Annotated in this window: 27 protein-coding genes; all 27 read left to right on the plus strand. The window is 32.0% G+C overall.

Features of this window, described 5'->3' with window-relative positions; translation table 11 throughout:
• The first annotated feature begins 81 nt into the window (after positions 1–81).
• The 27 genes from DI076_RS19685 to DI076_RS19820 all read left to right on the plus strand — a co-directional run bounded on the left by DI076_RS19685 (position 82) and on the right by DI076_RS19820 (position 25,138).
• The gene (locus DI076_RS19685) at positions 82–1,170 is read left to right on the plus strand and encodes an SH3 domain-containing protein (protein WP_108961554.1); all 1,089 of its coding nucleotides are present in this window, start codon (positions 82–84) and stop codon (positions 1,168–1,170) included.
• Positions 1,171–1,377: 207 nt separating this feature from the next.
• Entirely contained in the window at positions 1,378–2,151 is a 774-nt protein-coding gene (locus tag DI076_RS19690; RefSeq protein WP_108961555.1) for a DUF4145 domain-containing protein, read from the plus strand.
• A 215-nt stretch (positions 2,152–2,366) separates the two neighbouring features.
• Positions 2,367–3,251 carry a hypothetical protein gene (locus tag DI076_RS19695; protein ID WP_135358421.1) on the plus strand — a complete coding sequence of 295 codons (885 nt, stop codon included), beginning with the start codon at positions 2,367–2,369 and terminating at the stop codon, positions 3,249–3,251.
• Positions 3,252–3,503: 252 nt separating this feature from the next.
• Positions 3,504–5,252 (plus strand): hypothetical protein, encoded by a 1,749-nt coding sequence (locus tag DI076_RS19700; protein ID WP_135358422.1) that lies wholly within the window; start codon positions 3,504–3,506, stop codon positions 5,250–5,252.
• Positions 5,253–5,463: 211 nt separating this feature from the next.
• A complete protein-coding gene (locus tag DI076_RS19705; protein WP_108961558.1) occupies positions 5,464–5,880 on the plus strand; it encodes a hypothetical protein in 417 nt (138 codons plus the stop codon).
• Complete coding sequence (locus DI076_RS19710) at positions 5,868–7,103, plus strand: hypothetical protein (RefSeq protein WP_108961559.1); 1,236 nt, start codon at positions 5,868–5,870, stop codon at positions 7,101–7,103. Before DI076_RS19705 ends, DI076_RS19710 begins: the two co-directional genes overlap by 13 nt.
• Positions 7,104–7,352: 249 nt before the next feature.
• Entirely contained in the window at positions 7,353–7,712 is a 360-nt protein-coding gene (locus DI076_RS19715) for a hypothetical protein (RefSeq protein ID WP_108961560.1), read from the plus strand.
• Between the two features lie 15 nt (positions 7,713–7,727).
• Positions 7,728–8,123, plus strand: coding sequence for a DUF1801 domain-containing protein (locus DI076_RS19720; RefSeq protein ID WP_108961561.1), 396 nt, complete (start codon positions 7,728–7,730; stop codon positions 8,121–8,123).
• Between the two features lie 303 nt (positions 8,124–8,426).
• Positions 8,427–8,726: a nucleotidyltransferase family protein gene (locus DI076_RS19725; protein WP_100728160.1), complete on the plus strand. Its 300-nt coding sequence runs from the start codon at positions 8,427–8,429 to the stop codon at positions 8,724–8,726.
• Complete coding sequence (locus tag DI076_RS19730) at positions 8,719–9,087, plus strand: HepT-like ribonuclease domain-containing protein (RefSeq protein WP_108961562.1); 369 nt, start codon at positions 8,719–8,721, stop codon at positions 9,085–9,087. The genes DI076_RS19725 and DI076_RS19730 overlap by 8 nt, the downstream gene beginning before the upstream one ends.
• 197 nt (positions 9,088–9,284) lie before the next feature.
• Positions 9,285–10,085 carry a DUF6602 domain-containing protein gene (locus DI076_RS19735; protein ID WP_108961563.1) on the plus strand — a complete coding sequence of 267 codons (801 nt, stop codon included), beginning with the start codon at positions 9,285–9,287 and terminating at the stop codon, positions 10,083–10,085.
• Positions 10,086–10,279: 194 nt separating this feature from the next.
• Positions 10,280–10,933: a hypothetical protein gene (locus tag DI076_RS19740; protein WP_135358423.1), complete on the plus strand. Its 654-nt coding sequence runs from the start codon at positions 10,280–10,282 to the stop codon at positions 10,931–10,933.
• A 299-nt stretch (positions 10,934–11,232) separates the two neighbouring features.
• On the plus strand, positions 11,233–11,532 hold the full coding sequence (locus DI076_RS19745) for a nucleotidyltransferase family protein (RefSeq protein ID WP_100728160.1): 300 nt from the start codon (positions 11,233–11,235) through the stop codon (positions 11,530–11,532).
• Positions 11,525–11,893, plus strand: coding sequence for a HepT-like ribonuclease domain-containing protein (locus tag DI076_RS19750; protein WP_108961565.1), 369 nt, complete (start codon positions 11,525–11,527; stop codon positions 11,891–11,893). The genes DI076_RS19745 and DI076_RS19750 overlap by 8 nt, the downstream gene beginning before the upstream one ends.
• A gap of 175 nt (positions 11,894–12,068) precedes the next feature.
• On the plus strand, positions 12,069–12,950 hold the full coding sequence (locus tag DI076_RS19755) for an SH3 domain-containing protein (RefSeq protein ID WP_167396570.1): 882 nt from the start codon (positions 12,069–12,071) through the stop codon (positions 12,948–12,950).
• A 212-nt stretch (positions 12,951–13,162) separates the two neighbouring features.
• The gene (locus DI076_RS19760; RefSeq protein WP_108961567.1) at positions 13,163–14,083 is read left to right on the plus strand and encodes an SH3 domain-containing protein; all 921 of its coding nucleotides are present in this window, start codon (positions 13,163–13,165) and stop codon (positions 14,081–14,083) included.
• Between the two features lie 216 nt (positions 14,084–14,299).
• On the plus strand, positions 14,300–15,121 hold the full coding sequence (locus DI076_RS19765) for a hypothetical protein (RefSeq protein ID WP_108961568.1): 822 nt from the start codon (positions 14,300–14,302) through the stop codon (positions 15,119–15,121).
• A gap of 199 nt (positions 15,122–15,320) precedes the next feature.
• The gene (locus tag DI076_RS19770) at positions 15,321–15,929 is read left to right on the plus strand and encodes a hypothetical protein (RefSeq protein ID WP_108961569.1); all 609 of its coding nucleotides are present in this window, start codon (positions 15,321–15,323) and stop codon (positions 15,927–15,929) included.
• A gap of 198 nt (positions 15,930–16,127) precedes the next feature.
• Positions 16,128–17,213, plus strand: coding sequence for an HNH endonuclease (locus DI076_RS19775; protein WP_167396571.1), 1,086 nt, complete (start codon positions 16,128–16,130; stop codon positions 17,211–17,213).
• A gap of 249 nt (positions 17,214–17,462) precedes the next feature.
• Complete coding sequence (locus DI076_RS19785; RefSeq protein WP_108961572.1) at positions 17,463–17,699, plus strand: type II toxin-antitoxin system Phd/YefM family antitoxin; 237 nt, start codon at positions 17,463–17,465, stop codon at positions 17,697–17,699.
• A complete protein-coding gene (locus tag DI076_RS19790; RefSeq protein WP_108961573.1) occupies positions 17,699–18,100 on the plus strand; it encodes a type II toxin-antitoxin system VapC family toxin in 402 nt (133 codons plus the stop codon). The genes DI076_RS19785 and DI076_RS19790 overlap by 1 nt, the downstream gene beginning before the upstream one ends.
• A gap of 576 nt (positions 18,101–18,676) precedes the next feature.
• Positions 18,677–19,675 carry a DUF4917 family protein gene (locus DI076_RS19795; RefSeq protein WP_108961574.1) on the plus strand — a complete coding sequence of 333 codons (999 nt, stop codon included), beginning with the start codon at positions 18,677–18,679 and terminating at the stop codon, positions 19,673–19,675.
• Between the two features lie 201 nt (positions 19,676–19,876).
• The gene (locus DI076_RS19800; RefSeq protein ID WP_135358425.1) at positions 19,877–20,566 is read left to right on the plus strand and encodes a hypothetical protein; all 690 of its coding nucleotides are present in this window, start codon (positions 19,877–19,879) and stop codon (positions 20,564–20,566) included.
• A gap of 709 nt (positions 20,567–21,275) precedes the next feature.
• Positions 21,276–22,112 (plus strand): SH3 domain-containing protein, encoded by an 837-nt coding sequence (locus tag DI076_RS19805; protein WP_108961576.1) that lies wholly within the window; start codon positions 21,276–21,278, stop codon positions 22,110–22,112.
• Between the two features lie 213 nt (positions 22,113–22,325).
• Positions 22,326–23,318, plus strand: a complete 993-nt coding sequence (locus DI076_RS19810; RefSeq protein ID WP_108961577.1) for a hypothetical protein — start codon at positions 22,326–22,328, stop codon at positions 23,316–23,318.
• A gap of 252 nt (positions 23,319–23,570) precedes the next feature.
• Complete coding sequence (locus tag DI076_RS20225; protein ID WP_108961578.1) at positions 23,571–24,182, plus strand: hypothetical protein; 612 nt, start codon at positions 23,571–23,573, stop codon at positions 24,180–24,182.
• 386 nt (positions 24,183–24,568) lie between these two features.
• On the plus strand, positions 24,569–25,138 hold the full coding sequence (locus DI076_RS19820) for a class I SAM-dependent methyltransferase (protein WP_167396572.1): 570 nt from the start codon (positions 24,569–24,571) through the stop codon (positions 25,136–25,138).
• Positions 25,139–25,462 lie beyond the last annotated feature (324 nt).

The raw sequence follows: 25,462 nt of genomic DNA on the forward strand, positions 1-25,462 counted from the left end.
TTCCGGGACTCAGGGTCGGACAACTTCGGGAAGGCTAGTTCGTTATACGAAATCGCGAAACAATTATCATAAGGAAGTAAAATGAAAGCTAAATCTATCACAATAAAATTCTCAATCATTCTCTTACTTTTTACAACATGTAAAGAAAAATCAATTACTCCCTTTGCGATAAGCCCTAGTAAATTATTATATGTAAAAATTTCTACAAAATCAGGTTTAAATTTACGTAAAGATCCATCAGATACTTCTCAGAAAATCAAAATTTTGAAAGATGGAGACATCGGCGTTTTTTTAGGGTATAAAGGAGATCTCACCGAAGTTTCTGGAATCAAAGGTTTCTGGTATAACGTTGAATTTAATAATTCAAAAGGGTATATATTTTCACCATATGTAATCCTCTCATACAATAAGGAAATATTAAAAGATTTAGATTACGGAGATTCTAATTTTGGAACTATTATCCCCTTACTCAGATTAGTGCCATCTTACAAAATAAATCAGGATCTAAAATATAATGACATTTGGTTCGAAAACAAACCAATTGAAAGATCAATTAACCCAATCTATAAAAAAATTGATTTATTTGAAACCTTCCAAATAGAAGTATTTAAGGAAATTGAAGAAGATTACTCTTACTATAATGTACTTTTTAAAAATCCTGATGGAAATCTGAAGTTTACATCTAATCATACAAATTTGGAACCAATAAAATTCTCCACTAAATTCCCTCTCTTAATTGGTGGAATTACTCAGTGTCATAACTGCGATGCTACGACTTTATATGAACTATATATTCTTAAAAACAATAAAATACTTATCATACCTCATTGGAGTGAATCCGAAAACGAGGAATGCCTTTACTCAGATGATATAATAACTGAAACAGAACTAAGAGTTTCAAATAGTTTTAATGAACTACACATTAAAGATACTAGATTTGAATGTATAGAAATCGATGAGCCAAATTGTGAAGCCTATGAAACTTGTAAAAACAATCCACCAATATACTTTGAAAAAGTACACAAAAAATCATATTATATAAAAATAACAAATCACCATCATGACTTAATTATTGACGGAGAATTTTCAAAGGGAAAAAATAAGGAATTAAATTTCGAGAAATATTTCAAAGATACGATTCCTTTAGAACTAACAAAATTTAGCATATAGTCGCGACTTCGTATAACAGCACCTTAACGCTTCGCTTCGGGACTAACGCCCTCGCTCGGTCTGCGACACATAGGCTTCTGGCACTCCCCTTGCCTGCGCAAGTGTCGTGGCCAGTCCCTAACGTCCCGTAGGGACTCAGGGTCAGCCTACGTCGTTAAGGCTAGTTCGTTATGCGCCATTAACTAAATTTACTTTTGAGGAAAAAAAATGATCGATCAAAAATTTTTAAAATCTTTCTCACCAACAACAAAACAACCAATTGGACCATGTGCTTTTTGTCAGGAAGGACATTTATACATAAACGAAGCAGAATTCCATTTTGGAGAAGATCTAAGTTCAGAAACTTACAGAGACAAAGTAACTGATCCCGATAATGATGAAGGTTTCGGCTGGGATCCAGATTATTATACCGGGCACTTTGCTGGACTTCTACTATGTAATAAATGCAAAAATAAAACATCAATTTCAGGAGAAACTAGATTAGTCCTTACAGTTGATAAAGATTCAGAAGATTATAATCAGGCTTACCACATTGAACATTGCACTATTAAAAGCATATCACCAACCTTAAAGTTAATAACATTCCCTAAATCACCGAAATTTAATTGGACGCTTCAAACCATTTTAATAAAATCATTTGATTTATTCTGGATAGATAATGCTGCATGTGCTAATAAAATCAGAACTTCTATTGAAATTCTTTTAACAGACCTTGGAATTCCAAAAATAGATTCATCAGGTAAAAAGTTAAATTTACATACAAGAATTGAAGAATTCAAAAAAATTAATACTCCAATCGGAGAATTACTTCTAACTCTAAAAATTTTAGGAAATGTTGGAAGTCATTCAAATACAGTAATCGATAGAGAAGATTTATTAAGTGCCTTTGAGGTCTTAGAATATGTTTTAATTGAACTCTTTGAACCTAAAAGCTCAAAAATACAGGATCTTTCTGATAAAATCAGGAAAAAATATAAATAAAAATAGTTAACGGCGCATAACAGCGTGGAAACGCTGCGCTTCGGCACTTACGGCCTCGCTTGGCCTGCGGCACATTCCCTTTCTGTCACTCGTTTGCATCCGCAAACTCCGTGCCAGTCCCTAACGTCCCGTTCGGGACTCAGGGTCAGGGAACGTCGTCTCCACTAATTCGTTATGCGCAAGACGGTAGAAATTTCAAAAAAAAGGCAATATTTATGTCGGATTATAGTTGGATATTTAGTACAATTTCCCAATCATCAGCTGCAATAATCGGAATCGTTGGAGCATTTCTTCTTTCGAAGTTACTATCAAGAGAAATACTCTATGATGAATTAATCTTAAAAAATAAAGAATACTTACATAAAACCCAAATATTGATGAATAGATTTCAAGATAGACATTTTGAATGGTTAAATACTCAAAAGAGGGAAAATGTGTTCGATGATAAAGAATTCGATGATTACGTAGCGAACACAAAAACTTATAACTTAAAAGATATATTGAATAAATTTAATTTTAGCAGCTATGAAAATTTAAATGAAATAGATCAAATAATCTCAAACAAATTTAAGTCCAAAAGCCAGAAAAATAATAATCTGCTAATGTCTAGCAATTTTGCCTTAATTCAAATTGAAAATTACAAGGAAATAAATGAAGAAGAAGAGAGAATAAAACAAACCTTACTTGATTTAGAAGATCATATCGGTAATTTAAAAATACATATTGATAATATTAAAAACTTTAACAGACAAAGAGAAACTTTTAGAAATTTACTATTTTCATTATTAATATTAACGTTAATAGGAGTAATTTATCCGATTACTTTTATGCCATTACGACCAGGCGAAATCCCAATATTATGCTTCAGTTTTGATTGCATTATCGTTGGAATTTCAAATTTTCTAAAATTACCATCATCTTTCTTGCTTATTTCAATTTCATTACTATTCAACCTGTTTTTCGGTTACTTTCTTTATTTAAATTCATTACTCAAAATCAGTGAGGAAGATATTAACAAATTAGAAGAGAATACTAATCCAGAGGCTTATTCTAAGTATATTGCATATAAAAATGAACTAGCAAAATATACTTTCCAATAAAACCGTCCAGCGCATAACAGCGGGGAAACGCTGCGCTTCGGCACTTACGGCCTCGCTTGGGCTGTGCCACATTCCTCTCCGTCACGCTTCTTGCTACGCAAGAAGACGCGCCGACGCTAACGCCTCTGCGAGGCTCAGCTACGAGGAACGTCGTCTCCCCTAGTTCGTTATACGCAATTAGAAAAAATGAATAGAATAAAGAATTATTATTTCAAAATAAAATTTAAAACTTTAAGAGTATTTCGTTTCTTTATGGAAAGAAATGTATATTATATATACCATCTTCCTTATTTAGTATTCTACTTAATCATTTCTATAGCACTTTATTTAAATTCAACACAGTATATTCCCGATTATTTAAATCTAAGAAATAAAGAGACTATTTCAGGTTTACTTTTAACAATCATTGGTGCAAATGCGTCAGCCATTGGACTTTTTATCTCTGTCTTTATTATCTCATTCTCATTAATTAACAATAGTATCCGCTATTTTACAATCGAATACCTCACAAAAAATAAAAGCATAATTAAGCTCGGATATATTTTTGTAATCTCAACTCTTACATCATTCTTTTCTTATATTTTTGTAATCAATAACTATGATTTTTCGTTAAATTTCGTTTATTTTTCCATAATACTTTTTATATTATTTATAGTATCGCTCATACCTCTTTCATTATCAATTCTAAATAATAGCATTTCAGTAGATAATATATATAAAATTATAAATGAAATTAATGGAAATGATGTAGATCAAATATTAAATCCATTAAACTCAGATTCACTAGAATCTCAAACAATTAGCTTCGGAAGAAATAATATCTTTATAGTTAGAGAATTTGTTGTCAATGCAATCAATTCGAATGACTGGATGCTTCCACAATTTATTATTCATGCGACAATCGATAAAATTTACAATATATTCCAGCCAAAAATAAATCCGTTTTGGAATTCAGGTTCGAAACAGGCAAAACTAATAGAAATTTTTCTTCAACGAATATTAAATATAGCAATTGAAAGAAAAGCATATTCAACTATATCAGCGTGCATTAGATCAATTGTTTTTCAATTACGTAAACTTTATAGTGAAGAAATTTTAATTGATAAATACGAAGACCTTTTTGGATACCTCAAAAACATATTTAACTCCATAATAAAAAATGAGATTCAGCCTAACTACTCTGATGTATTACAATATTACAGAACAACTGTAGAAGATTTTATTAATCATAAAAATATTCCTCCAGAAAACGAAATTCATATATTTAGTTTCTTATACAAAAGTGAATTCACAAAAAAAACAGAATTAAATAGGAATTGGGAAGTATTCAATGAAAGTGTTTTAGGAATATTTCCATCAATAGTAAAAGCTAGTATCGATATCAAGGATGGGGAACTCTTCAAGCGGTCTCTATGGATGATCTCATATATATTTCAAAAAATCGAAGAAAGTGAAGTTTTATCGGAAAACCAAAAAGATTACCTTTTGGCAAATATATCAACCGAGACAATAAGATTAATTAAGTTTTCCTTAGAAAGTAAACTGATAAAATCAATATCTCAATATGATTTTTATTCGAGTATCCATATTTACAATTTTATAGATAAAAATAAACCATATGGAAAAAGATTACTATATAATTATGGAAATACTTTTGTCGAATGGAGTAAGAATAGATGGATCGAACCTTTCTCTTTGGATAATTTCTTTCTTATAGCCAGAATGTGCATCTCCAAAGTCGATCAAAATAAACTATCATTAGAATCAATACTGTATATATTAAAAATATCCGAGTCTTTACGAAAATACTTCGCAAAAGAGAAGATGGAAAATCATTATCTAGAGCTATACAACGGAATTAAAGGAATTGAGTATTTTGCTAAAGAAAATAACATTAAAACAAAGAAAATATACTCAAAACTAAACCAATTACTTAATAAATTTTCTCAAATTAATAGAATTAAAAGTAAACAGACTAAAAACAGTATTAGCTGGAACTAATTGTTTCTAACTGCGTATAACAGCACCTAACCGCTTCGCTTCGGGACTTACGCCCTCGCTCGGTCTGCGACACATAGGCTTCTGGCACTCCCCTTGCATCCGCAAGTGTCGTGGCCAGTCCCTAACGTCCCGTTGGGACTCAGGGTCAGCCTACGTCGGTTAGCCTAGTTCGTTATACGACATATTCGAAAATTATCCTAGGAATTTGCAAATGAAAACCAAAATTATTGAATTTGAAGACTTAGGATGTAAATACCTACTCCTAAAACATCATAGAAAAGCAAAAAGTAAAGAGAAATCATTTTGGACTATTTCTGAAAAAATAGAAATCCATATTTTTCAAAACTCTTATGAAAAAAATTGGAAAGACAATAATGTAGCTTGGGGAATATTTTTAGAAAAAGGCAGAATGAACCAAATTGGACTTTTAGTCAACAAAACAGCATCCTATATTGCAAAATTTATAGATGGGAACTCGAAAGAGGAATGGCATGGATATCCAGCTGACATTATTGGAAATCGGCAAGATGTACCCAATACAAAAATCCTTCAAAACTGGTGCGAGCATAAAATCATCCGTAAACACCAAATGATGAAGATCAAAAGAGGAATCAAATGCAACCTTTAGTAATAACAATTAAAGGTGACTTTACTGATTCTAATGTTTACAGTGGTAAACTATATCTATGGAAAATCGATAATACTGTTTCTATCTATTCTTGGTACGAAATTATCGAATATATTAACAAAAAGATAAAAGAACGAATTATATTGAACCATGCATTTTTAGACAATGACTATTTGTATGAACACGGATTCAACAACATACTAGCTGATGATGAATTCAAATCTCTATATTTAAAAAAGTATAATCGAGTTGCAAAGACACTATTTATTCTTACTGAAGAAGAAATTTCAAAATTTAAAACAAACCAACAAGATATGCCGGGCGGAATAATTCCTCACGATACAGAAATTTATAGCAATAACCTTTATTTCTGTAATGACAACGGTCTATTTCAATCAACAATAAACACCAGAAACAAATATCACATAAATATTCGTCCAAATAAACTCTGGGATTGCAACATTCTAAATTTAAAAGCTAATAAGTATCCACAGATTGCCTTATCTGCAGGAAACGAAGGATTATATGAATTATCATTAAACGAAATAAGTAGATATTCAGAAAATGAAATTGAACCACACATATTTAAAATTTCCGAGAAATATTCGGCATTTGCAAATTATGCATTCCTAAGTATAGTAAATTCCTCTTTAGATTCCGTTCCATTCATAGCATTATTCAATTGGGAAGAACACGAGAAACATATCTATGGCAAGCCTAAATATATCAGGAAATACAGTGAAATACTTAGCTTATCAAGTACATCGAAACGAAAAAATTATTTTAGCTGGGGAATCGATGACAAAATCTATGAAATAAATAAAGGTAACCTAGCGATTAAAAAATTTAATAATTATGCAAAACCAGAAAAAAACGAATCCTATCTAACGGAAAAAGCAAATATTTACTTAAAGGAATTAGACAACGAAATACTGAATGCAGGAACATCATATTTCGGAAATATAATCGAAACTGATGAATATCTTCTAATATTCGAAAGCAATAACAATATCACCAAAATCGATGGACCAATAGTTAGATGGCGAGCTTTTCCTCGGTCAAAAAACTTCCAAAACCAACTCCATGTAATTTTAGAAGAATGTATTAGAATATATTCATTCAATAGTGACTATTTTGTTAATCAAAGCGAAAAAACACACGGTATAATGAAAATTATACCTCCGAATAATAAGACAAAAGCGACTAGAAGCTATTTACTATAAATCGAATACGTCGTATAACAGCGCATTAACGCTTCGCTTCGGCACAAGGCCTCGCTCGGTCTACGACACATAGGCTTCTGGCACTCCCCTTGCATCCGCAAGTGTCGTGGCCAGTCCCTAACGTCCCGTTCCGGGACTCAGGGTCAGCCTACGTCGTTAACGCTAATTCGTTATGCGAAATTGCGAAATAATTTATTAATAATTAGTTTTTTATTTGACTAATCATATACTTACTATACATACGAATATATGAAAGAAAACTCAATCTCTAGATTCAATCTTTGGCGAAATGCCTTCTTAATAGGTTTAATACTCTCAGTTATCGAAGGTTCTATAATTTACATTGCTGATTCAAATACTCCAATTTTAATTTTCATACAATCTATGTCATTTTGGTTCTTTTGTGGCGCAATTGTCTACTTATCTAACTCTGGTTTTTCTGTTCTAATTCATTCTATTTTATGGACTTTCTTTTTAAATATTCCTTGGTTCATAAACTTAGCTATTGTTCCGAAAAATTATTCAATTCTTCCACCTTTAATTATTTCTTCTTTAATTTTAGGTCTCATCACAGGACTTCTTTCTAAAAAATTAAAATCAATTTCTTGAACAACTTTTTCTATAATGAAATTTCTTGAAAATAAATTTGAGAATTTTTATAAATCACTTTCAAAGGATGAATTAGAAATCGTTTCTAGATTGAAGGATATAACTTCTGAATTCACTTCTCTTGAAGAAAAAATCTCATATTCAGTTCTATATTATTTCAAAAATAGCAGAATCTGTTTTATTTGGCCATCTTCTATAAAAAATGGACCTAAATTTGGTGTTCAATTCGGATTCTGCAATGGATATTTAATTAATGACAAATATAATATCTTAGAAAAAGAGAATAGAAAACAGGTTTTTTGTATTACTTACCATAATCAAAATCAAATTAATGAGACAATTCTAAAAGAATATCTAATAAATGCTATAGCAATTGATGATACATTATATAGCAAAAAGAAATCAATATAAATCGCAACTTCGCATAACAGCACCTTAACGCTTCGCTTCGGCACTTACGGCCTCGCTCGGTCTGCGACACATAGGCTTCTGGCACTCCCCTTGCCTACGCAAGTGTCGTTCCAGTCCCTAACGTCCCGTTCCGGGACTCAGGGTCAGCCTACGTCGTTAAGGCTAGTTCGTTATACGCCATTTCGTAAAAATTTCCCTAAAAACATGAAAAAATTAAGGAAATTCGTATAAGAAGCTATTTTCGCAAAGAAAATTCCATTCTCATTTATTGACTTTTCCATTTGCGTTAGGATAATATACCATATGAAAGTTGAATCCAAAAAAGAATTGATTGAGGAATTAACGAAAATCAAACCAATTCTCAATAATAATTTTGGTGTTCTGAAAATCGGAATCTTTGGATCTTTTGCAAAAGATAAAGTTAATTCTGATAGCGATGTTGACTTACTCGTTGAAATGAAAAGTCCCGATTTTGATTCTTTTGTAGGTTTAAAAATATTTTTAGAAAAACTTTTTGAAAGAAATGTAGACATTATTAGAAAAAGAAATCAAATTAAGCCTTCTTTTCTAAATAGAATTCAGAAAGATATTATAAATGTCTGAAGAAATCTATGAAAGGTTTGAATTTATTCAAGAATCGATCGTAATCATTCAAACTAGATTCGAAAAAATAAAATTCCCTGATGATCTTATTAATTCCCATGATGGAATTACAATTCTAGATTCAATTGCAATGAGACTACAAGCAATTGGAGATAATATTAAATCTGTTGTAAAATTAGACGGTAAATTTCTAAATAAATATCCAGATACAGATTGGGAAAAAATTATGAAAATGAGAGATGTAATCTCCTATCATTATGAAGGTCTTGACCACGAAATAATTTTTAATATCTGTAAAAACAAAATACCCGAATTAAAACAATCTGTCGAATTTATACTGAAACTACGAAACGGCGTATAACAGCGACTTAACGCTTCGCTTCGGCACAAGGCCTCGCTTGGTCTGCGACACATAGGCTTCTGGCACTCCCCTTGCCTGCGCAAGTGTCGTGGCCAGTCCCTAACGTCCCGTTCGGGACTCAGGGCCAGCCTACGTCGTTAAGTCTAGTTCGTTATGCGAAATGGCGAAAAATAAATTTATAAACTAGTGAAAATAAAATGAAAAAGCCTTTTTATCGAAGATTAGAAGAATATTTTGAAAATGTAGCAAAAGTTCTAAGAGGTGAAGCTGAAGTAGCATCTATATTTCCAAATACAACTGACATAGGATTTAGCAGAGAATATGTTTATGCTAGATTCCTAAAAATGCATGCTCCATCAAAATGCAACATTTACTTCGGAGGTTATTTATTTGGGGAAGATGGAGAAGAATCAAAACAACTAGATATTATTATTTCTACAGATACAGCACCTAAATATAATTTCTATAATTCTGAAGGAAATGGAAAATCATTCGGCCCGGTAGAAGGTTGTTTAGGAATAGCGTCAATTAAGTCTAATCTTGACAAAGAACAACTATTTGATGCTCTCGATGGAATTTCTTCAATACCAAAAACACTTCCATTAACCAATCGAATAAATCCATTAGTAAGAATTTCTGATTATGATGATTGGCCTTATAAAATAATCTATGCTTCTTCAGGTTTAAGTGGTCAAACGATATTTAATCATTTAAATGAATACTATAATTTAAACAAAAATATACCAATAAATAGAAGACCAGACATTATTCACGTCGCTGGGAAGTATGTAATTTTCCGAATAAAAAAAGGTTTCAATGTGACCAATCCCGATGGTTCCAATTTTCCGTTAGAGGAAGGCAAATTTCATATATTTGAGACAAAACCTGACATTCAAGCAATGCTCTGGACAATTGAAGAGCTTCAAAATAAAGCATCTGCATCAACGCATATTTTATTTAAATATAATTCAATAATAGAAAATATATTCAACAAATGAACCAATTCGCCACTTCGTATAACAGCGACTTACCGCTTCGCTTCGGCACTTCGGCCTCGCTCGGGCTACGCCAAATCCTCCTCCTGGCATTCGCAAGCTACATGCCAGTCCCTAACGTCCCTTCCGGGACTCAGGGTCGGAGGACTTCGGTAAGTCTAGTTCGTTATACGTCATGTTTTAAAAAAGGATACACAATGAAAATATTACTAATTCTACTTTTTATAATAAATCTATTAGGCTGCAGTAGTAGCGGAAATAATAACGAAGTCACCAAAATAGAAAAAGAAATTCCAAATTACACAGAAATATGGGGAGATTATGAAACTTTAGATAATTTTAAAGAACACAAATTTCAAACTGGTTTTATATATTTAGATAAAAAAGAAAACATGATTACAGTTTCTCTTTTACCGAAATCTACTTCTATTGAGGTTCTTATTTTAAATACAGGACTTTTTTCTTCGGTTATACCGCCTTTGACTTTCTTAATTAAGGAACCTGAACGAATGGAGTTTATTGAATGCTTAGACAAATTCCTTAACTGGGATTCTATTGCTCGTAAAAACAAGGATAGCTTCTACAAGAATATTTGTAGTGTAAACTTGTATATTGTTGATTCAAATGATAACACTTATTTTAATCAAAATGTTTCCATTAATTTTTTTAATGATAATCCAAATACAAACTTACTTGAATTTAAATATCGAAGAGAACAAAGAGATCAAGAAATTAGAATTTCAAGGAGAGAAGTCGAGTTAATTAAAAATTATATCTCAAATAAAAATATCTCAGAAAAATCCAAAGAATATATTCGCAAAGAAAATGAAATAAATAATAGATATAAATAAAACACGACGTATAACAGCGACTTACCGCTTCGCTTCGGGACTAGCCCTCGCTCGGCCTACGGCAAATTCCCTTTCTGGCATTCGCCTTGCATTTGCAAGCTACATGCCAGTCCCTAACGTCCCGTTCCGGGACTCAGGGTCAGGGAACTTCGGTAAGTCTAGTTCGTTATACGCCATTTCGTAAAAATTTCCCTAAAAACATGAAAAAAATAAGGAAATTCGTATAAGAAGCTATTTTCGCAAAGAAAATTCCATTCTCATTTATTGACTTTTCCATTTGCGTTAGGATAATATACCATATGAAAGTTGAATCCAAAAAAGAATTGATTGAGGAATTAACGAAAATCAAACCAATTCTCAATAATAATTTTGGTGTTCTGAAAATCGGAATTTTTGGATCTTTTGCAAAAGATAAAGTTAATTCTGATAGCGATGTTGACTTACTCGTTGAAATGAAAAGTCCCGATTTTGATTCTTTTGTAGGTTTAAAAATATTTTTAGAAAAACTTTTTGAAAGAAATGTAGACATTATTAGAAAAAGAAATCAAATTAAGCCTTCTTTTCTAAATAGAATTCAGAAAGATATTATAAATGTCTGAAGAAATCTATGAAAGGTTTGAATTTATTCAAGAATCGATCGTAATCATTCAAACTAGATTCGAAAAAATAAAATTCCCTGATGATCTTATTAATTCCAATGATGGAATTACAATTCTAGATTCAATTGCAATGAGAATACAAGCAATCGGAGATAATATTAAATCTGTTGTAAAATTAGACGATAAATTTCTAAATAAATATCCAGATACAGATTGGGAAAAAATTATGAAAATGAGAGATGTAATCTCCCATCATTATGAAGGTCTTGACCACGAAATAATTTTTAATATCTGTAAAAACAAAATACCCGAATTAAAACAATCTGTCGAATTTATACTGAAACTACGAAACGGCGTATAACAGCGAGGAAACGCTTCGCTTCGGCACAAGGCCTCGCTTGGGCTGCGCCACATTCCTCTCCGTCACGCTTTCTTGCGATCGCAAGAAGCGCGCCGACGCTAACGCCTGCATCCGCAGGCTCAGCTACGAGGAACGTCGTCTCCCCTAGTTCGTTATGCGCAAGAGAAGAATAAATATGTTAAATAAGAAAATTCTAATCCTAACCTTCCTCTTTGGATGTTTGATTACACAAAACTTTAAACAAGACAATTATGTAAAAGTTAATCCAGGTAAATTTCATTACGTTTCTGCTATTTCAGGACTAAATATAAGAAAACAGCCTGATAAAAATTCAGAAAAATATACTAAATTAAATAGCGGAAAAATTATCAAAGTTGATAGCACAACGAATAAAGTTGAAAATATAGATAATACCGTAGGCGAATGGGTGAAGATTAGATTTGATAACAACTTTTATTATGCATTTTCTCCATATTTAAAAGAATCTTCTTCTCTTGTTGAAGACTTATATAATTTAAATTCAAAAGACTTATTTCAATTTATAAATTCGAAATTAAAACAAAGACGCCAACCTACCGAAATTGACTGGGACGATTTTAAAAATAAACCGATTTTCTTAAATAAGATTTTGCAATTTGAAAATTATATCCTGATTTCAATTTCACCTACTGAAGAAAATTGCTCAAAATACAAGTATTCCGATTGCATGAATTTTATTCTTAAAAACGAAAAATTGATTTTTACAGATTTAGATATTGGTATCTCTACAGGTGATCCTTATCAACTATCTAATAATTATGTTCAACTTTCTTATTATGGCGGCGAAGGTGGTGATTGTAATTTCTATTCCTTCTTTGGCACTATCAATACTTTTAGCATTAATCTTAAGAATTTTGATGTCATCGAAGAATATACAGAACAAACAAATAAATGTAAAAATAAATGTCCATGCAATCCAAGTGAAGAAATTAAGAAAGTAGAAAGATCTTATAAAATAATCAAATCCAATAAAAATTACACTGACAGAGAAATGAAAAAAATCTTTGATTCAATTTAAAATAACTTCTCCTGCGCATAACAGCGACTTACCGCTTCGCTTCGGGACAAGCCCTCGCTCGGGCTATGCCAAATCCTCCTCCTGGCATTCGCCTTGCTTACGCAAGCTACATGCCAGTCCCTAACGTCCCGTTGGGACTCAGGGTCGGAGGACTTCGGTAAGTCTAGTTCGTTATACGCAATGTATCAAAATTATATAAAAAAGGATAAAAAATGAAAAACCACTATTGGATAATAATCTTAATTTCTATTTTCTTTAATATTGTATGTAAAGAAAATGTTGAACAAAAAGTAGATAAAGAATCTGAACATTTTTATAATATTGCCAAACCAAATCTAAACATAAGGAGCGAACCTAATGAAATTTCTCAAAAAATAGGTTCTATTGAATTTGGAAAAATTGTTACCGTTATTAGCAAAGAAAAAATTCCTGCTAAAATTAACAATATCAACGGACATTGGGTTAAAATACAATACAAAGGTTCAACTGGTTGGGTTTTCGATTCTTTTCTTTCAAAAGAATTACATAGTTTTTATTTAGTCGATAAAATTATTAAAACGGAGAAAGCTCCCTCCAATTCTTATTCTTATATCCTAAAAAGCACAGATGATTTCGAAGAAAAATGTAACGAAGAATTCGATTCAAAATTTTGTTTTTTTATAATCTCAGATGATAAGAATTATAATTCTCAGGTTTTCGAAAAAATATATCCTCTATATTGGGACAAGAATGATAATCTTATCGGTATAAGAAAATATGATGATAATGACAATACTCATATTGATTATTTTAGATTTAATAAATCAAACAAATTCAAGCCAGAAGAATTACTTAGCTACTCCTATATTAAAAACAATGATTCATCTCTTCAACTTCCAGAAGAATACATTGATTATAGTTTTAAATATTTAGAAAAAGTCTGCAAAGATTCAAATTGTTTTTATTTTATCAAGCCAACTAACTCAACTGAAGTTATACTTGAATATATAAAAGCTGGAATCAAACATACTATTTTAAAAATAGAAAATGATTCCGATTTTAAACTTGAAACTAGTCCAGAAAATGCGACCTTCTACTCATCAAACAAAAAGTTTGAAATCGATTTTATCAATTACAAAATTAAAGAACTCTAGTTTGAGCAAGATACACTGCGTATAACAGCACCTTAACGCTTCGCTTCGGGACTTCGCCCTCGCTCGGTCTGCGACACATAGGCTTTCTGTCACTCGTTTGCATACGCAAACTACGTGCCAGTCCCTAACGTCCCGTTACCGGGACTCAGGGTCAGCCTACGTCGTTAAGGCTAGTTCGTTATGCGTAATCCTGCAAATTAATTTATAAAGGAAAAAATGAATAAAAAAAAGATAATTTTACTATTTTCAATAATCATTCCATTCTCTGGAATTTTTAGTGAACCACAACGATATGGATTGTTTCTTGAAGCTATCTATGGAAAACCTATCTCTTTTCCACACACTAATCCAAATAAAGTTTCTGGTGATTTTTATTCTAACAGAAAAGGAACCGTCGATACTTTAGGATATTTTGTAAGAACTTTCGGAAATGAAAATGAATACTTATTAAGTACTTATGCATTCAGAAATGCCGATAAACCTAAATTATCAGGCGAAAATTACTCTATTTTAATTGAATATGTTTTTAAATCAAATTTTGGTTTAGGTTTTAGTATTAATCAAAATAAGTATAATTTAGAAAATCTTTCCATCGATAAATTTCAAGGAAATTTACTTCTTAACATTTACAGCGTTTTAAATCCAGAAAAAGCTTTATCCGTCCAGGAAAGAACTAATTTAGAAATACTTTCTCCTTATTTACAATTCGATATTCGAAATTATTTTATTTTAAATACTGCATCTATAAACTTTTCATATCACTTTTTGAAATATTCTAATTTTGATCCATATATTAGAATTCATGGTGGATATGGTAGTAAATCGAATTCTCAACCTACAATAATACAATATGGTCTTTCTCTTGGTTCTAGATATTTCATCAGTGATAACTTCTACTTAATGAGCGACATTCAGTTTAACAAGTCTGACGCTATTTATGATGCAAGTAGTTTCTTTGGAAATGGTGGTGGGCAAACTATCAGATGGTCAATAAATGAAGTAAATGTCCGTTTTGGAACCGGTCTTAATGTATGGTAGCAGGACTACGCATAACAGCGGGGAAACGCTGCGCTTCGGCACTTACGGCCTCGCTTGGTCTGCGACACATTCCCTTTCTGTCACTCGTTTGCATCCGCAAACTCCGTGCCAGTCCCTAACGTCCCATTCGGGACTCAGGGTCAGGGAACGTCGTCTCCCCTAGTTCGTTATACGCAATATTGCAGAAAATGATTTAAATATGAATAATAGAATCTTAATATTTCTTTTTACTTTTTTGATTAGCTGCAGCATTACAAAGCGAAATTTCATTAAATTAAACACTTATCATTTAAAGAAAATCGATAGTAATATTAATGATTACGTTATTCATTTAGAACTCATTGGGTATGGAAATACCAAAAATGAGTCTGGAAGTCTTCAATCAGGTATTATTGATTCCTTAAAAAGTTGCCAAATAATTAACAAAAGAATAAGCAAATACGTTGGCTTTTCGAAATTTTTAAATAATTCGTCTGAAACCTTGAATATCTTGTCAGATAATATAACTAATAATAATAAAATTAAAAGAATTGATCTTCACTTAAAATTTGATGATGATGAAAATATAAAACATTTCAGTTCTAATACAAATAAAAATTCTCAATATCTAGATTTTGATGAATATGAAACAAAACTACTCAACTTCAATCTTTATCATTATTCAATTTCAAACCCGATATTAAATTTTGAATTTTTAGAAAATCACAAACGTGTTGCACTTCGTTTAGAAAAAGTTGCATTAGTAGAATATTTCGACTTTGGAAAATTAATCGGAAGAGAGTTATGTGTAGCATTGAAAAATATTTAAAATTGCAATACTGCGTATAACAGTGCCTTAACGCTACGCTTCGGCACTTACGGCCTCGCTCGGTCTGCGACACATAGGCTTCTGGCACTCCCCTTGCCTACGCAAGTGTCGTGGCCAGTCCCTAACGTCCCGTTGGGACTCAGGGTCAGCCTACGTCGTTAAGGCTAGTTCGTTATGCGCAAGCTCAAAAAAATCACAATGAAATGCATTTATTGCTCCACTGAAATTACTAAAAAATCAGAAGAACATATAATTCCTCAATCCATTGGGGGCAAATTAACAACATTCACAGTTTGTGAAGAATGTAATCATGAACTTGGAAATAAACTGGATAAAGAGCTTTCAAATTTAACAAAAATAGCATCCGCAATGCTAAATGTTCACCGAGATAGGGGTAAAAGTCCAGGAATACAACTAACAGAAAAGGAAACAAATGAACCCTATGTTTTAAAATCCAAAAAAGGTCTAAAATCAGCCAGTGACATTTTAAAAATTGGAGATAATGAATACAAAATATATTATAATAATGAAATCGATTTAGAAAAAAAGTTAAAAATATTAAATAAGAAAGGAAATAAAAATTTAATTTTAAATGGGGAATCGCAATATCAAGATAATCCGAAATTCGAATTCATGTTTTCAACTGGGAATTATAAAGCTTTAAGATCAATAGCGAAAATTGCATATGAAGCATATTTACATTTCGGTGGAAATATTATCTGGGTAAAACATCTGATCTCTTATATAAAAGGATATTCTGCTGGATATATTGTATTTCCAAATTACAATGAATATCCAGCAGTAGAAGATTTTTGGGACAATAAACCTACGCATTCAATCTTAATATATGGAAAAACAGAAATTAGACAATTAATTGCACAAATTTCACTATTTGATACGTGGAGATATATAGTTATACTTAACGACAACTATCTAGGAGAAAATGTATTAATAACCTTCATTCAAAATATAGAGGGAGAAATACAAGAAAACAAAATAGAATATAAAAATATAATATTTCCTCCTGAAATAGAAAAAGACAATTTACAATACATAACACCTAAGAATACATTAATACTTCAATCATATTCGTATCGACTACAAAGATTATTTGCATATGAGAATATAAAATCAAAAATCGGCACCCGATTGTATACCGATATACTAAACTATAAAAAAGGTACAATTATAACAAAAGAAATTGCAATGGATATTTCTAAAAATTCAATTAGTAATTTTCGTTCAGAAGTAATTGATTTCAACAACAGCCGTTTCCAAACATGAGCCAGCGCATAACAGCGACTTACCGCTTCGCTTCGGGACAATCCCTCGCTCGGCCTTCGGCAAATTCCCTTTCTGGCATTCGCCTTGCTTACGCAAGCTACATGCCAGTCCCTAACGTCCCGTTCCGGGACTCAGGGTCAGGGAACTTCGGTAAGTCTAGTTCGTTATACGCAATGGGTAAAAATTCATTCATATTTTGGAAAGAATTTATCTTGACAACTTGTCAACATCTCGCATTCTCAAACTATTATGAAATCCTATGCAGTTGGCGAATTAAAATCTCACTTTTCTGAAGTTCTTGAATATGTTAAGAAAGGTGAAAAAGTTGGGATTCTTTTTGGAAAAAACAAAAGAACTATCGCTATGATTGTTCCGATTAACCAAAAGTCTGATGCCAAAAGAAAAATTGGCCTGCTTGATGGAAAAGTTAAAATAACTTTTGAAAAGAATTTCTCCATTACCGAAGAAGAATTCTTAAACATTTAATGACTTATTTATTAGATACTCATGCTTTACTTTGGGTAATTGGTGATTCAAAACAATTAAGTAAAAATATCATCAAAATAGTTCAGAACCAAGAAAATCAGATTTTTGTTAGCGCAATCTCTTTATGGGAAATTTCTTTAAAATTTAAACTCGGAAAACTGAAACTTTCAGGTTTTAAGCCTGAGGAAATTCCAAAATTACTTGAAAAATTGAACATAAATATAATTGAGCTAAGCCAAGAAGAAGCGTCTTCTTACCATAACTTGAAAGAAGATTTTCATAAAGATCCATTTGACCGAATGCTCATTTGGCAATGTATATCAAGAAAACTAACTTTCATCTCTAAAGATTCAGAGATAAAGAAATATAAAATATCTGGATTAAAAACCATTTGGTCTTAATTACCCACTGCGTATAACAGCGTGGAAACGCTTCGCTACGGCACAAGGCCTCGCTTGGGCTTCGCCACATTCCTCTCCGTCACGCTTCTTGCACGCAAGAAGACGCGCCGACGCTAACGCCTACTACGTAGGCTCAGCTACGAGGAACGTCGTCTCCACTATTTCGTTAATTGCAATTAGTTGATATAAAGAAGAAAACGCGCAAATTTTTTTATGAGGGTCTTGTCGATTAACGCTTTGGAAGAGAACAATTTAAGCTATGCTCTCCATCAAAGTGCAGATAAAGATTTTTGCTTTTTAAAAGTTAAGAGAAAATTTGCGCTCGATTGTAGGACCCTTTCGATTAAACTTTTATTCTATATTAACTAACTGCAATTAACATCGCCTTAACGCTCACTCGGGCACTTTTCCACTTCGCCTCAGATTCCTGATGAAATCTGATTCTCGTGGGGCCCTCGCTCGGCCTAAAGGCACATTCCGTGTCACGCTAACGCCTCATAGAGGCTCAGCTACACAGAACGTCGTTAAGGCTGATTCGTTATACGCAAGCACGGAAACAATTTTTAAGAGAAAAAGATGAAAAACCTAATAGAATGGTCAGAAAATAAAAATGACTTTAATCAGTCAGTTATTCTGGGAAACGGAGCAAGTATAGCTATTGATTCAGCTTTCAGTTATAGTTCATTATTTGCAAAAGCGAAAGAATTACAAAATCTAAATGAGGATTTAGAAAAAATTTTTGATCATTTTGAGACCAAAGATTTTGAATTTGTCTTACGTATGCTCTGGCATGCAACTAAGATTAATGAAACATTAAGCATTGAAGAAGAAAAAACCCAAGTCGCTTATAAAACTATAAAAAATGCATTAATTCAATCAGTTCAAAATAATCACCCAAAACAGAGTAAAATCGACTATTCTTTACCAAATATAACAAATTTTCTATCAAACTTTTCAGAAATCTACTCTCTAAATTATGATTTACTTATCTATTGGTCTATATTACTAGGAAACGAAAAAACCAAAAATCGCTTTAAAGATTGTTTCATCTCCAGTGAATTTAAATCGGATTGGGAAAATTTAAAAGAGCCATACGGAGAAGCAAAAAAATCTACTTTAGTATTTTATCCTCATGGAAATCTAGCTCTTGAAACAAATATCATGGGTATAGAAAGAAAAGTTAAAGCTAAAAAGAATATAGATTTACTAGAAACAATATTTGATAGATGGAATAAAGGAGATTCAATCCCACTGTTTGTATCAGAAGGTCTGTCAAATCAAAAGCTTAATACAATTAAGCGAAGTAACTACCTTGCAGAAATATACTATAATGCGTTTTCAAAAATATCCGGAAATTTACTAATATATGGCTGGTCTCTTTCCGAACAAGATACTCACTTAATAAAAACCTTAAATAAAGATAGAATAAATAAAATTTGTATTTCAATCTTCACAGGAAATTCAAATTACATTGATGAAATAGAGAGAATTGAAAAAGTATTAAAGAAACAAGGATTTAATGAAAAAGATATCTCATTCGTAGATTCTAGTTCAAAAAGTCTTTGGATATATTAACCGTGCCAGCGTATAACAGCGGGGAAACGCTTCGCTTCGGCACTTCGGCCTCGCTTGGGCTACGCCACATTCCCTTTCTGTCACTCGTTTGCATTAGCAAACTACGTGCCAGTCCCTAACGTCCCGTCGGGACTCAGGGTCAGGGAACGTCGTCTCCCCTAGTTCGTTATGCGAAATAAACCAAAAAAATTGAAAATCTCAATGAAATCTTTAACCTACTTTTTAATATTTCTAAATATACATTGTTTATCAAGGACTGCAACATCCCTTAAAGATAATCCATTAAAAAATTTCGAAAATAATTTATCTAAAATTTCTATTACAGTAAATAATCCAGAGAAATATATCTTATCTATCGATTTCTATATACAAGATATAGATTCTTTTAATAATAATGATACCAAATTCCTACCAACTTACTACATTAGTGAGTCAATCAACGATGACAAAATTTCTTTCAACATTCCCAAAGGAAAATATATTGGTTTTCTTCAAATTCATTCAAAAAAGCAATTTCCTCTTTATAAAACAATTTCAGGTGTGCAGGTTATCTATTTTGGAATAGATGATTTTTATAAAAAAAACGCAATCAATTTCAACAAATGCGAACAAAATATAGTCAACAGTTCCGTTTTTTATAAAAAAATTAATAGAACGAATTGCAATTTTTTTAATATTGAAAAAGAAGAGATAGTATTGAATTTTTCTTTGACTAACAAAATATTCCTTAATCTCGAAAAATCCATTCCACAATCATGGTTTAGTTTTTCATATGCTTTTTTACATGGTCCTCAGCCGTATCCTTATGCGCTTTTTCTCTTAATCCAAGTTCCATTTGGATTTTATTCGGAAGATCAATTAATAAACTTTGATAATATTCATGAATTTTAGTTATCATAATTATTATATAAATGGTTTACTTCGCATAACAGCACCTTAACGCTTCGCTTCGGGACTTCGCCCTCGCTCGGTCTGCGACACATAGGCTTTCTGTCACTCGTTTGCTTTCGCAAACTACGTGCCAGTCCCTAACGTCCCGTTCCGGGACTCAGGGTCAGCCTACGTCGTTAAGGCTAGTTCGTTAATTGCAATGTCCAAAAAGTGATTTAGAAGTTTCTGTTCAAATTTTCGCTGTTTGTGAAATTTCATGTTCTTTGTCATGCTCTGAGAAAGCCGAGTTTGATTTTGAATGTTTATTTGAAGAGATTTTATTAAAGTTTTTAGTTAGTTTTCGTCTTTCTCATTATTCAATTACTTTGCTTTTTTCACTCACAGTTCTGTTTTAATATGCTCTGTTTGGGATATTTCAGCGAAAATTAATCAAAAACAAAGAGTCGAATTTATTTATCTCTTACCAATATTTTTGGCCTTGATTCTTTCTTAATTTTATCTTTTCTATAACTTGGACACTGCAATTAACATACGCTAACCGCTGCGCTTCGGGACTTGCGCCCTCGCTTGGCCTTCGGCACATAGGCTTTCTGTCACTCGTTTGCATACGCAAACTACGTGCCAGTCCCTAACGCCTCTTCGAGGCTCAGGGTCAGCCTACGTCTGTTAGCTAGTTCGTTATGCGACATGGTATAAAATTTTAGAATCAATGAATAAAAAAAACATATCTATAATAATTTTTATTCTCTTTTTAAGCTGTAAAAATCATGAAAGATTTGAATCCGAAAAAGAAGAATTTGCAATTGTTACTGCTTCAATTCTAAATTCTAGAAAAAATCCTGATCTCAAATCGGATATAGTTGGAAAATTCTCTTTTGGTTCTCCAATATTTATTAATTCTAAGGATTCTTTTGAAGATACTATTGATGGTGAAAAAGGAAAATGGATTAAAGAGAAAGTAACAAATGGATATATATTTAGTAAATATTTAATAATTACTTCTGGAAGTATCCTAAAACTTAAGGGTGTTGTCGATATTTGCAACTTTCCTTGTGGTGGTAGCTGTTTTATTCCACCTGGAGATCTATATTTAGTCGGTGATTTCTATATAGAGATAGATGATCACATGGATTATCTTCCAGAAGATAGAACCCCTTGCTCTACTATTAGAATTGGTAACTGGAAGCAAGACAAGAATGAATTTCAATTTTCCTCGCCAATCAAATATGCCGGCTTTAATGGGAAAAATAACCATTGTAGGATTACATTCTTAAGTAATTTAGAAAAAATTGGTGATAAAATCATTTTGGATCATTTGAAAAAACCTTTCAATTTAAAAAAAATGTCCGATTCAAAAGGAACTTATTACATTATAAATAACAAAACGATTCATGATCGTTCCAAATATCATGAATATTGTTCTGAACAATCTTTACATGACAAAGTAATCGAAGTTTTCGATTCATATTATATTGATGAAAAAATCGACAGAAATAATCTTTTTTCCAACTATTCGAATAAATTTAATGAGAAAATTAGTGAATAATTGAAATTATACCACGTCGCATAACAGCGACTTACCGCTTCGCTTCGGGACAAGCCCTCGCTCGGCCTGCGGCAAATTCCCTTTCTGGCATTCGCCTTGCTTACGCAAGCTACATGCCAGTCCCTAACGTCCCGGCGGGACTCAGGGTCAGGGAACTTCGGTAAGTCTAGTTCGTTATACGACATCATTTAAAATTTAAATTTCGGAAAAAAAATGAAAAACACTAATTACATAAAACAAATTTCCAATGCTCTAAAAACCCTCAAAAAAGAGACATTAAAAAAACAAAAAGCTAGTCTTGAATCGTTCCCTTTATGGAATGACTTAGATTATAAGGATGTTGAATTTGCAACTAATGAAATAATAAATTTACTTGAAACTGGAGTTGAATCTAACTCATTTGTAAATCTTGCCTTCACGACAGTCTCAAATCTAGCAAATCAAATAAATAACCTTGCTAGCTTGTATTCAACTCTTGAATCTACTCCATCTCTTCAAAATTATCATAACTATATTGCTAATCTTGATAATTTCAGAACCTTTTGCAGAAATTATGGTATTTATTCAGAAATTCAACTCACCCCAATACTTCCCGAAACTAAAAATTCGATCAATATAGAATTAGGAAAACTCATACAAGCAAATAACGAGGTACAATCTTTAAAAGATGATATCAAACAATTAATAAGTCCAACAATCGCCGGAAAGCTATCAAAATCGTACGCAGACAGAAAGAAATTTATTTTCTTTGGAAGATTATTTGCACTTATTCTAATAACTGTTTCTTTATACTTTGGTTTGTATTATACAAACAACTTAATAAAAGATATTTTGACATCGACTAAAATAGAATCTATAAACAATGATACGAATGAAATTAGTGATAAAACAGAAACTATCAAAAACAATATAACTTTAACTTACATTATCCTAAGGTCTCTTGCACTTATACCGATCTATTCTCTAATAATATTTCTAATAAATCAATACATCAAAGAAAGAAATATCGAGGAGGATTACGCACATAAGGAAGCAGTTTCATCTACATTAAAAATATTAGGAGAATTAATTTCTGATCCGGAGAAAAAAGACTCTGTTCTGTTATCTGCTTCTCAAATTATTTATAAGAAACCGATCGAATCAAAGGAAAGTAAAAATAAAGACATCACTTTTTCGATTAAGGAAATTAAAGATTTATTGAAGTAAAAAATGACGTCGTATAACAGCAACTAACCGCTTCGCTTCGGGACTTGCGCCCTCGCTCGGTCTGCGACACATAGGCTTCTGGCACTCCCCTTGCATCCGCAAGTGTCGTGGCCAGTCCCTAACGTCCCGTTGGGACTCAGGGTCAGCCTACGTCGGTTAGTCTAGTTCGTTAGCCGCAATGTTCGAATTTTATTAAGAATAAAAAAATAATAGAAATTTTAATCTTTTTACAATTAACTTCTTTCATAAACAATGATTCTATCTTATATTTTAAAACTTATTCAGAGAATATCAATTTCTTCTCTTATCTTAATTCTCTGTTATTGTAATATAAATTCAAAAAAGCCAAAAAAAGAATTTTTCTTAAATCATACTATTTACTTTGACGAAGGTATTGAAAACAAACAAGAAGTTCTCAGTTTCATTAATAGCATAAAAACAAAAGATTGCACTAATTTTCATAAACTAATTAAACATGATTATGTTTATAATGTTCAGGATGCATCATATTTATTTTTTTTTGACCAGGACAATAATTTCTACCTAGATACTGATAAAACTATTAGTATATGTGATTTTTTATTCGAAGAAAAAGTATATTTCAATGTTATAAAAACTTATGAAGAAAATTTATACAATACACACAATGTGTATACATTAACCCAAATTATGCAAAACACCGAAGAAATAATCGTTCATTTGCATTTAGATACAAACACAAAAAAAACTGAAATGTCAATTACGCTTTATCCTTCCAAAGAAATAATGAAATATCCAATAATTTCAATGCTTTTCATATGCGAATCAAAATCATTTTCAACTTGCTATTTAAGAGAAAGCAATACTGATATGATTCATAAATAATTACATTTGAATAATTTTGCAATTTCTCAAAAATCCATGATACAAATTTCTTAAGTGAAAAACAATGACGAACACTGCGGCTAACAGCACCTTAACGCTTCGCTTCGGCACAAGGCCTCGCTCGGTCTGCGACACATAGGCTTCTGGCACTCCCCTTGCCTGCGCAAGTGTCGTGACCAGTCCCTAACGTCCCGTTCGGGACTCAGGGCCAGCCTACGTCGTTAAGGCTAGTTCGTTATGCGCAACTTTTTATAAATTTTAGTGACTAAACAATACTGTAGAATTGAATAATATCAAACTTATACTAAATTAAAATTCCAATGGATAAATATATTGAAACCTTCGAAACCTGGAACGAAATCGCTAACTTATATCAGGAAAAATTTATGGATTTTTCTCTATATAATGAAACTTATGATTTCTTTTGTGATAGTTTACCAATATCTTCAAAAATTTTAGATCTCGGATGTGGACCAGGAAATATTACAAAATTTCTTTCAAATAAAAGAAATGACTTCGAAATTGAAGGGACCGATATATCTGTAAATATGATTAATTTGGCGAAATTGAATAATCCTTCGTTAAAATTTTTTGTGTCAGATATTAGAAAGTTCAATGTACAAAAAATTAAATACAATGGTATTATTTCTGGTTTTTGCCTACCATATCTTTCTCTTTCTGATATTAGAAACCTCATCCCAAAATTACATAATTCATTGAAAAAAAATGGTATCCTTTACATAAGTTTTGTTCAAGGAAACCCAGATGACTCCGGAATTAAAATTGGAAAAGACGGAAGAAAGCTTTATTTTTTCTATCATGATATAAATGAAATTAAAAATTTACTTGTCGATAGTAAATTCAGAAGTGAAAAATTTTATTCTATAGAATATCAAAATAACGATAATAGTTTTGATACTCATATCATTATTATTTCGAAGAAATTAAATATTTAAACAAAAAAAAGCTGCGCATAACAGCGGGGAAACGCTGCGCTTCGGCACTTCCGGCCTCGCTTGGTCTGCGACACATTCCCTTTCTGTCACTCGCTCGCATACGCAAGCTCCGTGCCAGTCCCTAACGTCCCGTTCCGGGACTCAGGGTCAGGGAACGTCGTCTCCCCTAGTTCGTTATGCGACATTTTAAACTGAATTTATTAAAAATAAAATAATGAATATACTAGATGAAATCAAAAACTCAATTAACTCTGTAATTGCCGAAAGAAGCGTCAGTCCATTATTTGGATCACTTATTCTTTCTTGGATAACCTGGAATTGGAA

Origin of the sequence: Leptospira ellinghausenii, assembly GCF_003114815.1 — a bacterium.
Taxonomy (GTDB): domain Bacteria; phylum Spirochaetota; class Leptospiria; order Leptospirales; family Leptospiraceae; genus Leptospira_A; species Leptospira_A ellinghausenii.

What these genes read in the sequence shown, in the direction of transcription:
- DI076_RS19685 (WP_108961554.1), top strand. Translation starts at nt 82, where the DNA reads ATGAAAGCTAAATCTATCACAATAAAATTCTCAATCATTCTCTTACTT.
- DI076_RS19690 (WP_108961555.1), top strand. Translation starts at nt 1,378, where the DNA reads ATGATCGATCAAAAATTTTTAAAATCTTTCTCACCAACAACAAAACAA.
- DI076_RS19695 (WP_135358421.1), top strand. Translation starts at nt 2,367, where the DNA reads ATGTCGGATTATAGTTGGATATTTAGTACAATTTCCCAATCATCAGCT.
- DI076_RS19700 (WP_135358422.1), top strand. Translation starts at nt 3,504, where the DNA reads ATGGAAAGAAATGTATATTATATATACCATCTTCCTTATTTAGTATTC.
- DI076_RS19705 (WP_108961558.1), top strand. Translation starts at nt 5,464, where the DNA reads ATGAAAACCAAAATTATTGAATTTGAAGACTTAGGATGTAAATACCTA.
- DI076_RS19710 (WP_108961559.1), top strand. Translation starts at nt 5,868, where the DNA reads ATGCAACCTTTAGTAATAACAATTAAAGGTGACTTTACTGATTCTAAT.
- DI076_RS19715 (WP_108961560.1), top strand. Translation starts at nt 7,353, where the DNA reads ATGAAAGAAAACTCAATCTCTAGATTCAATCTTTGGCGAAATGCCTTC.
- DI076_RS19720 (WP_108961561.1), top strand. Translation starts at nt 7,728, where the DNA reads ATGAAATTTCTTGAAAATAAATTTGAGAATTTTTATAAATCACTTTCA.
- DI076_RS19725 (WP_100728160.1), top strand. Translation starts at nt 8,427, where the DNA reads ATGAAAGTTGAATCCAAAAAAGAATTGATTGAGGAATTAACGAAAATC.
- DI076_RS19730 (WP_108961562.1), top strand. Translation starts at nt 8,719, where the DNA reads ATGTCTGAAGAAATCTATGAAAGGTTTGAATTTATTCAAGAATCGATC.
- DI076_RS19735 (WP_108961563.1), top strand. Translation starts at nt 9,285, where the DNA reads ATGAAAAAGCCTTTTTATCGAAGATTAGAAGAATATTTTGAAAATGTA.
- DI076_RS19740 (WP_135358423.1), top strand. Translation starts at nt 10,280, where the DNA reads ATGAAAATATTACTAATTCTACTTTTTATAATAAATCTATTAGGCTGC.
- DI076_RS19745 (WP_100728160.1), top strand. Translation starts at nt 11,233, where the DNA reads ATGAAAGTTGAATCCAAAAAAGAATTGATTGAGGAATTAACGAAAATC.
- DI076_RS19750 (WP_108961565.1), top strand. Translation starts at nt 11,525, where the DNA reads ATGTCTGAAGAAATCTATGAAAGGTTTGAATTTATTCAAGAATCGATC.
- DI076_RS19755 (WP_167396570.1), top strand. Translation starts at nt 12,069, where the DNA reads ATGTTAAATAAGAAAATTCTAATCCTAACCTTCCTCTTTGGATGTTTG.
- DI076_RS19760 (WP_108961567.1), top strand. Translation starts at nt 13,163, where the DNA reads ATGAAAAACCACTATTGGATAATAATCTTAATTTCTATTTTCTTTAAT.
- DI076_RS19765 (WP_108961568.1), top strand. Translation starts at nt 14,300, where the DNA reads ATGAATAAAAAAAAGATAATTTTACTATTTTCAATAATCATTCCATTC.
- DI076_RS19770 (WP_108961569.1), top strand. Translation starts at nt 15,321, where the DNA reads ATGAATAATAGAATCTTAATATTTCTTTTTACTTTTTTGATTAGCTGC.
- DI076_RS19775 (WP_167396571.1), top strand. Translation starts at nt 16,128, where the DNA reads ATGAAATGCATTTATTGCTCCACTGAAATTACTAAAAAATCAGAAGAA.
- DI076_RS19785 (WP_108961572.1), top strand. Translation starts at nt 17,463, where the DNA reads ATGAAATCCTATGCAGTTGGCGAATTAAAATCTCACTTTTCTGAAGTT.
- DI076_RS19790 (WP_108961573.1), top strand. Translation starts at nt 17,699, where the DNA reads ATGACTTATTTATTAGATACTCATGCTTTACTTTGGGTAATTGGTGAT.
- DI076_RS19795 (WP_108961574.1), top strand. Translation starts at nt 18,677, where the DNA reads ATGAAAAACCTAATAGAATGGTCAGAAAATAAAAATGACTTTAATCAG.
- DI076_RS19800 (WP_135358425.1), top strand. Translation starts at nt 19,877, where the DNA reads ATGAAATCTTTAACCTACTTTTTAATATTTCTAAATATACATTGTTTA.
- DI076_RS19805 (WP_108961576.1), top strand. Translation starts at nt 21,276, where the DNA reads ATGAATAAAAAAAACATATCTATAATAATTTTTATTCTCTTTTTAAGC.
- DI076_RS19810 (WP_108961577.1), top strand. Translation starts at nt 22,326, where the DNA reads ATGAAAAACACTAATTACATAAAACAAATTTCCAATGCTCTAAAAACC.
- DI076_RS20225 (WP_108961578.1), top strand. Translation starts at nt 23,571, where the DNA reads ATGATTCTATCTTATATTTTAAAACTTATTCAGAGAATATCAATTTCT.
- DI076_RS19820 (WP_167396572.1), top strand. Translation starts at nt 24,569, where the DNA reads ATGGATTTTTCTCTATATAATGAAACTTATGATTTCTTTTGTGATAGT.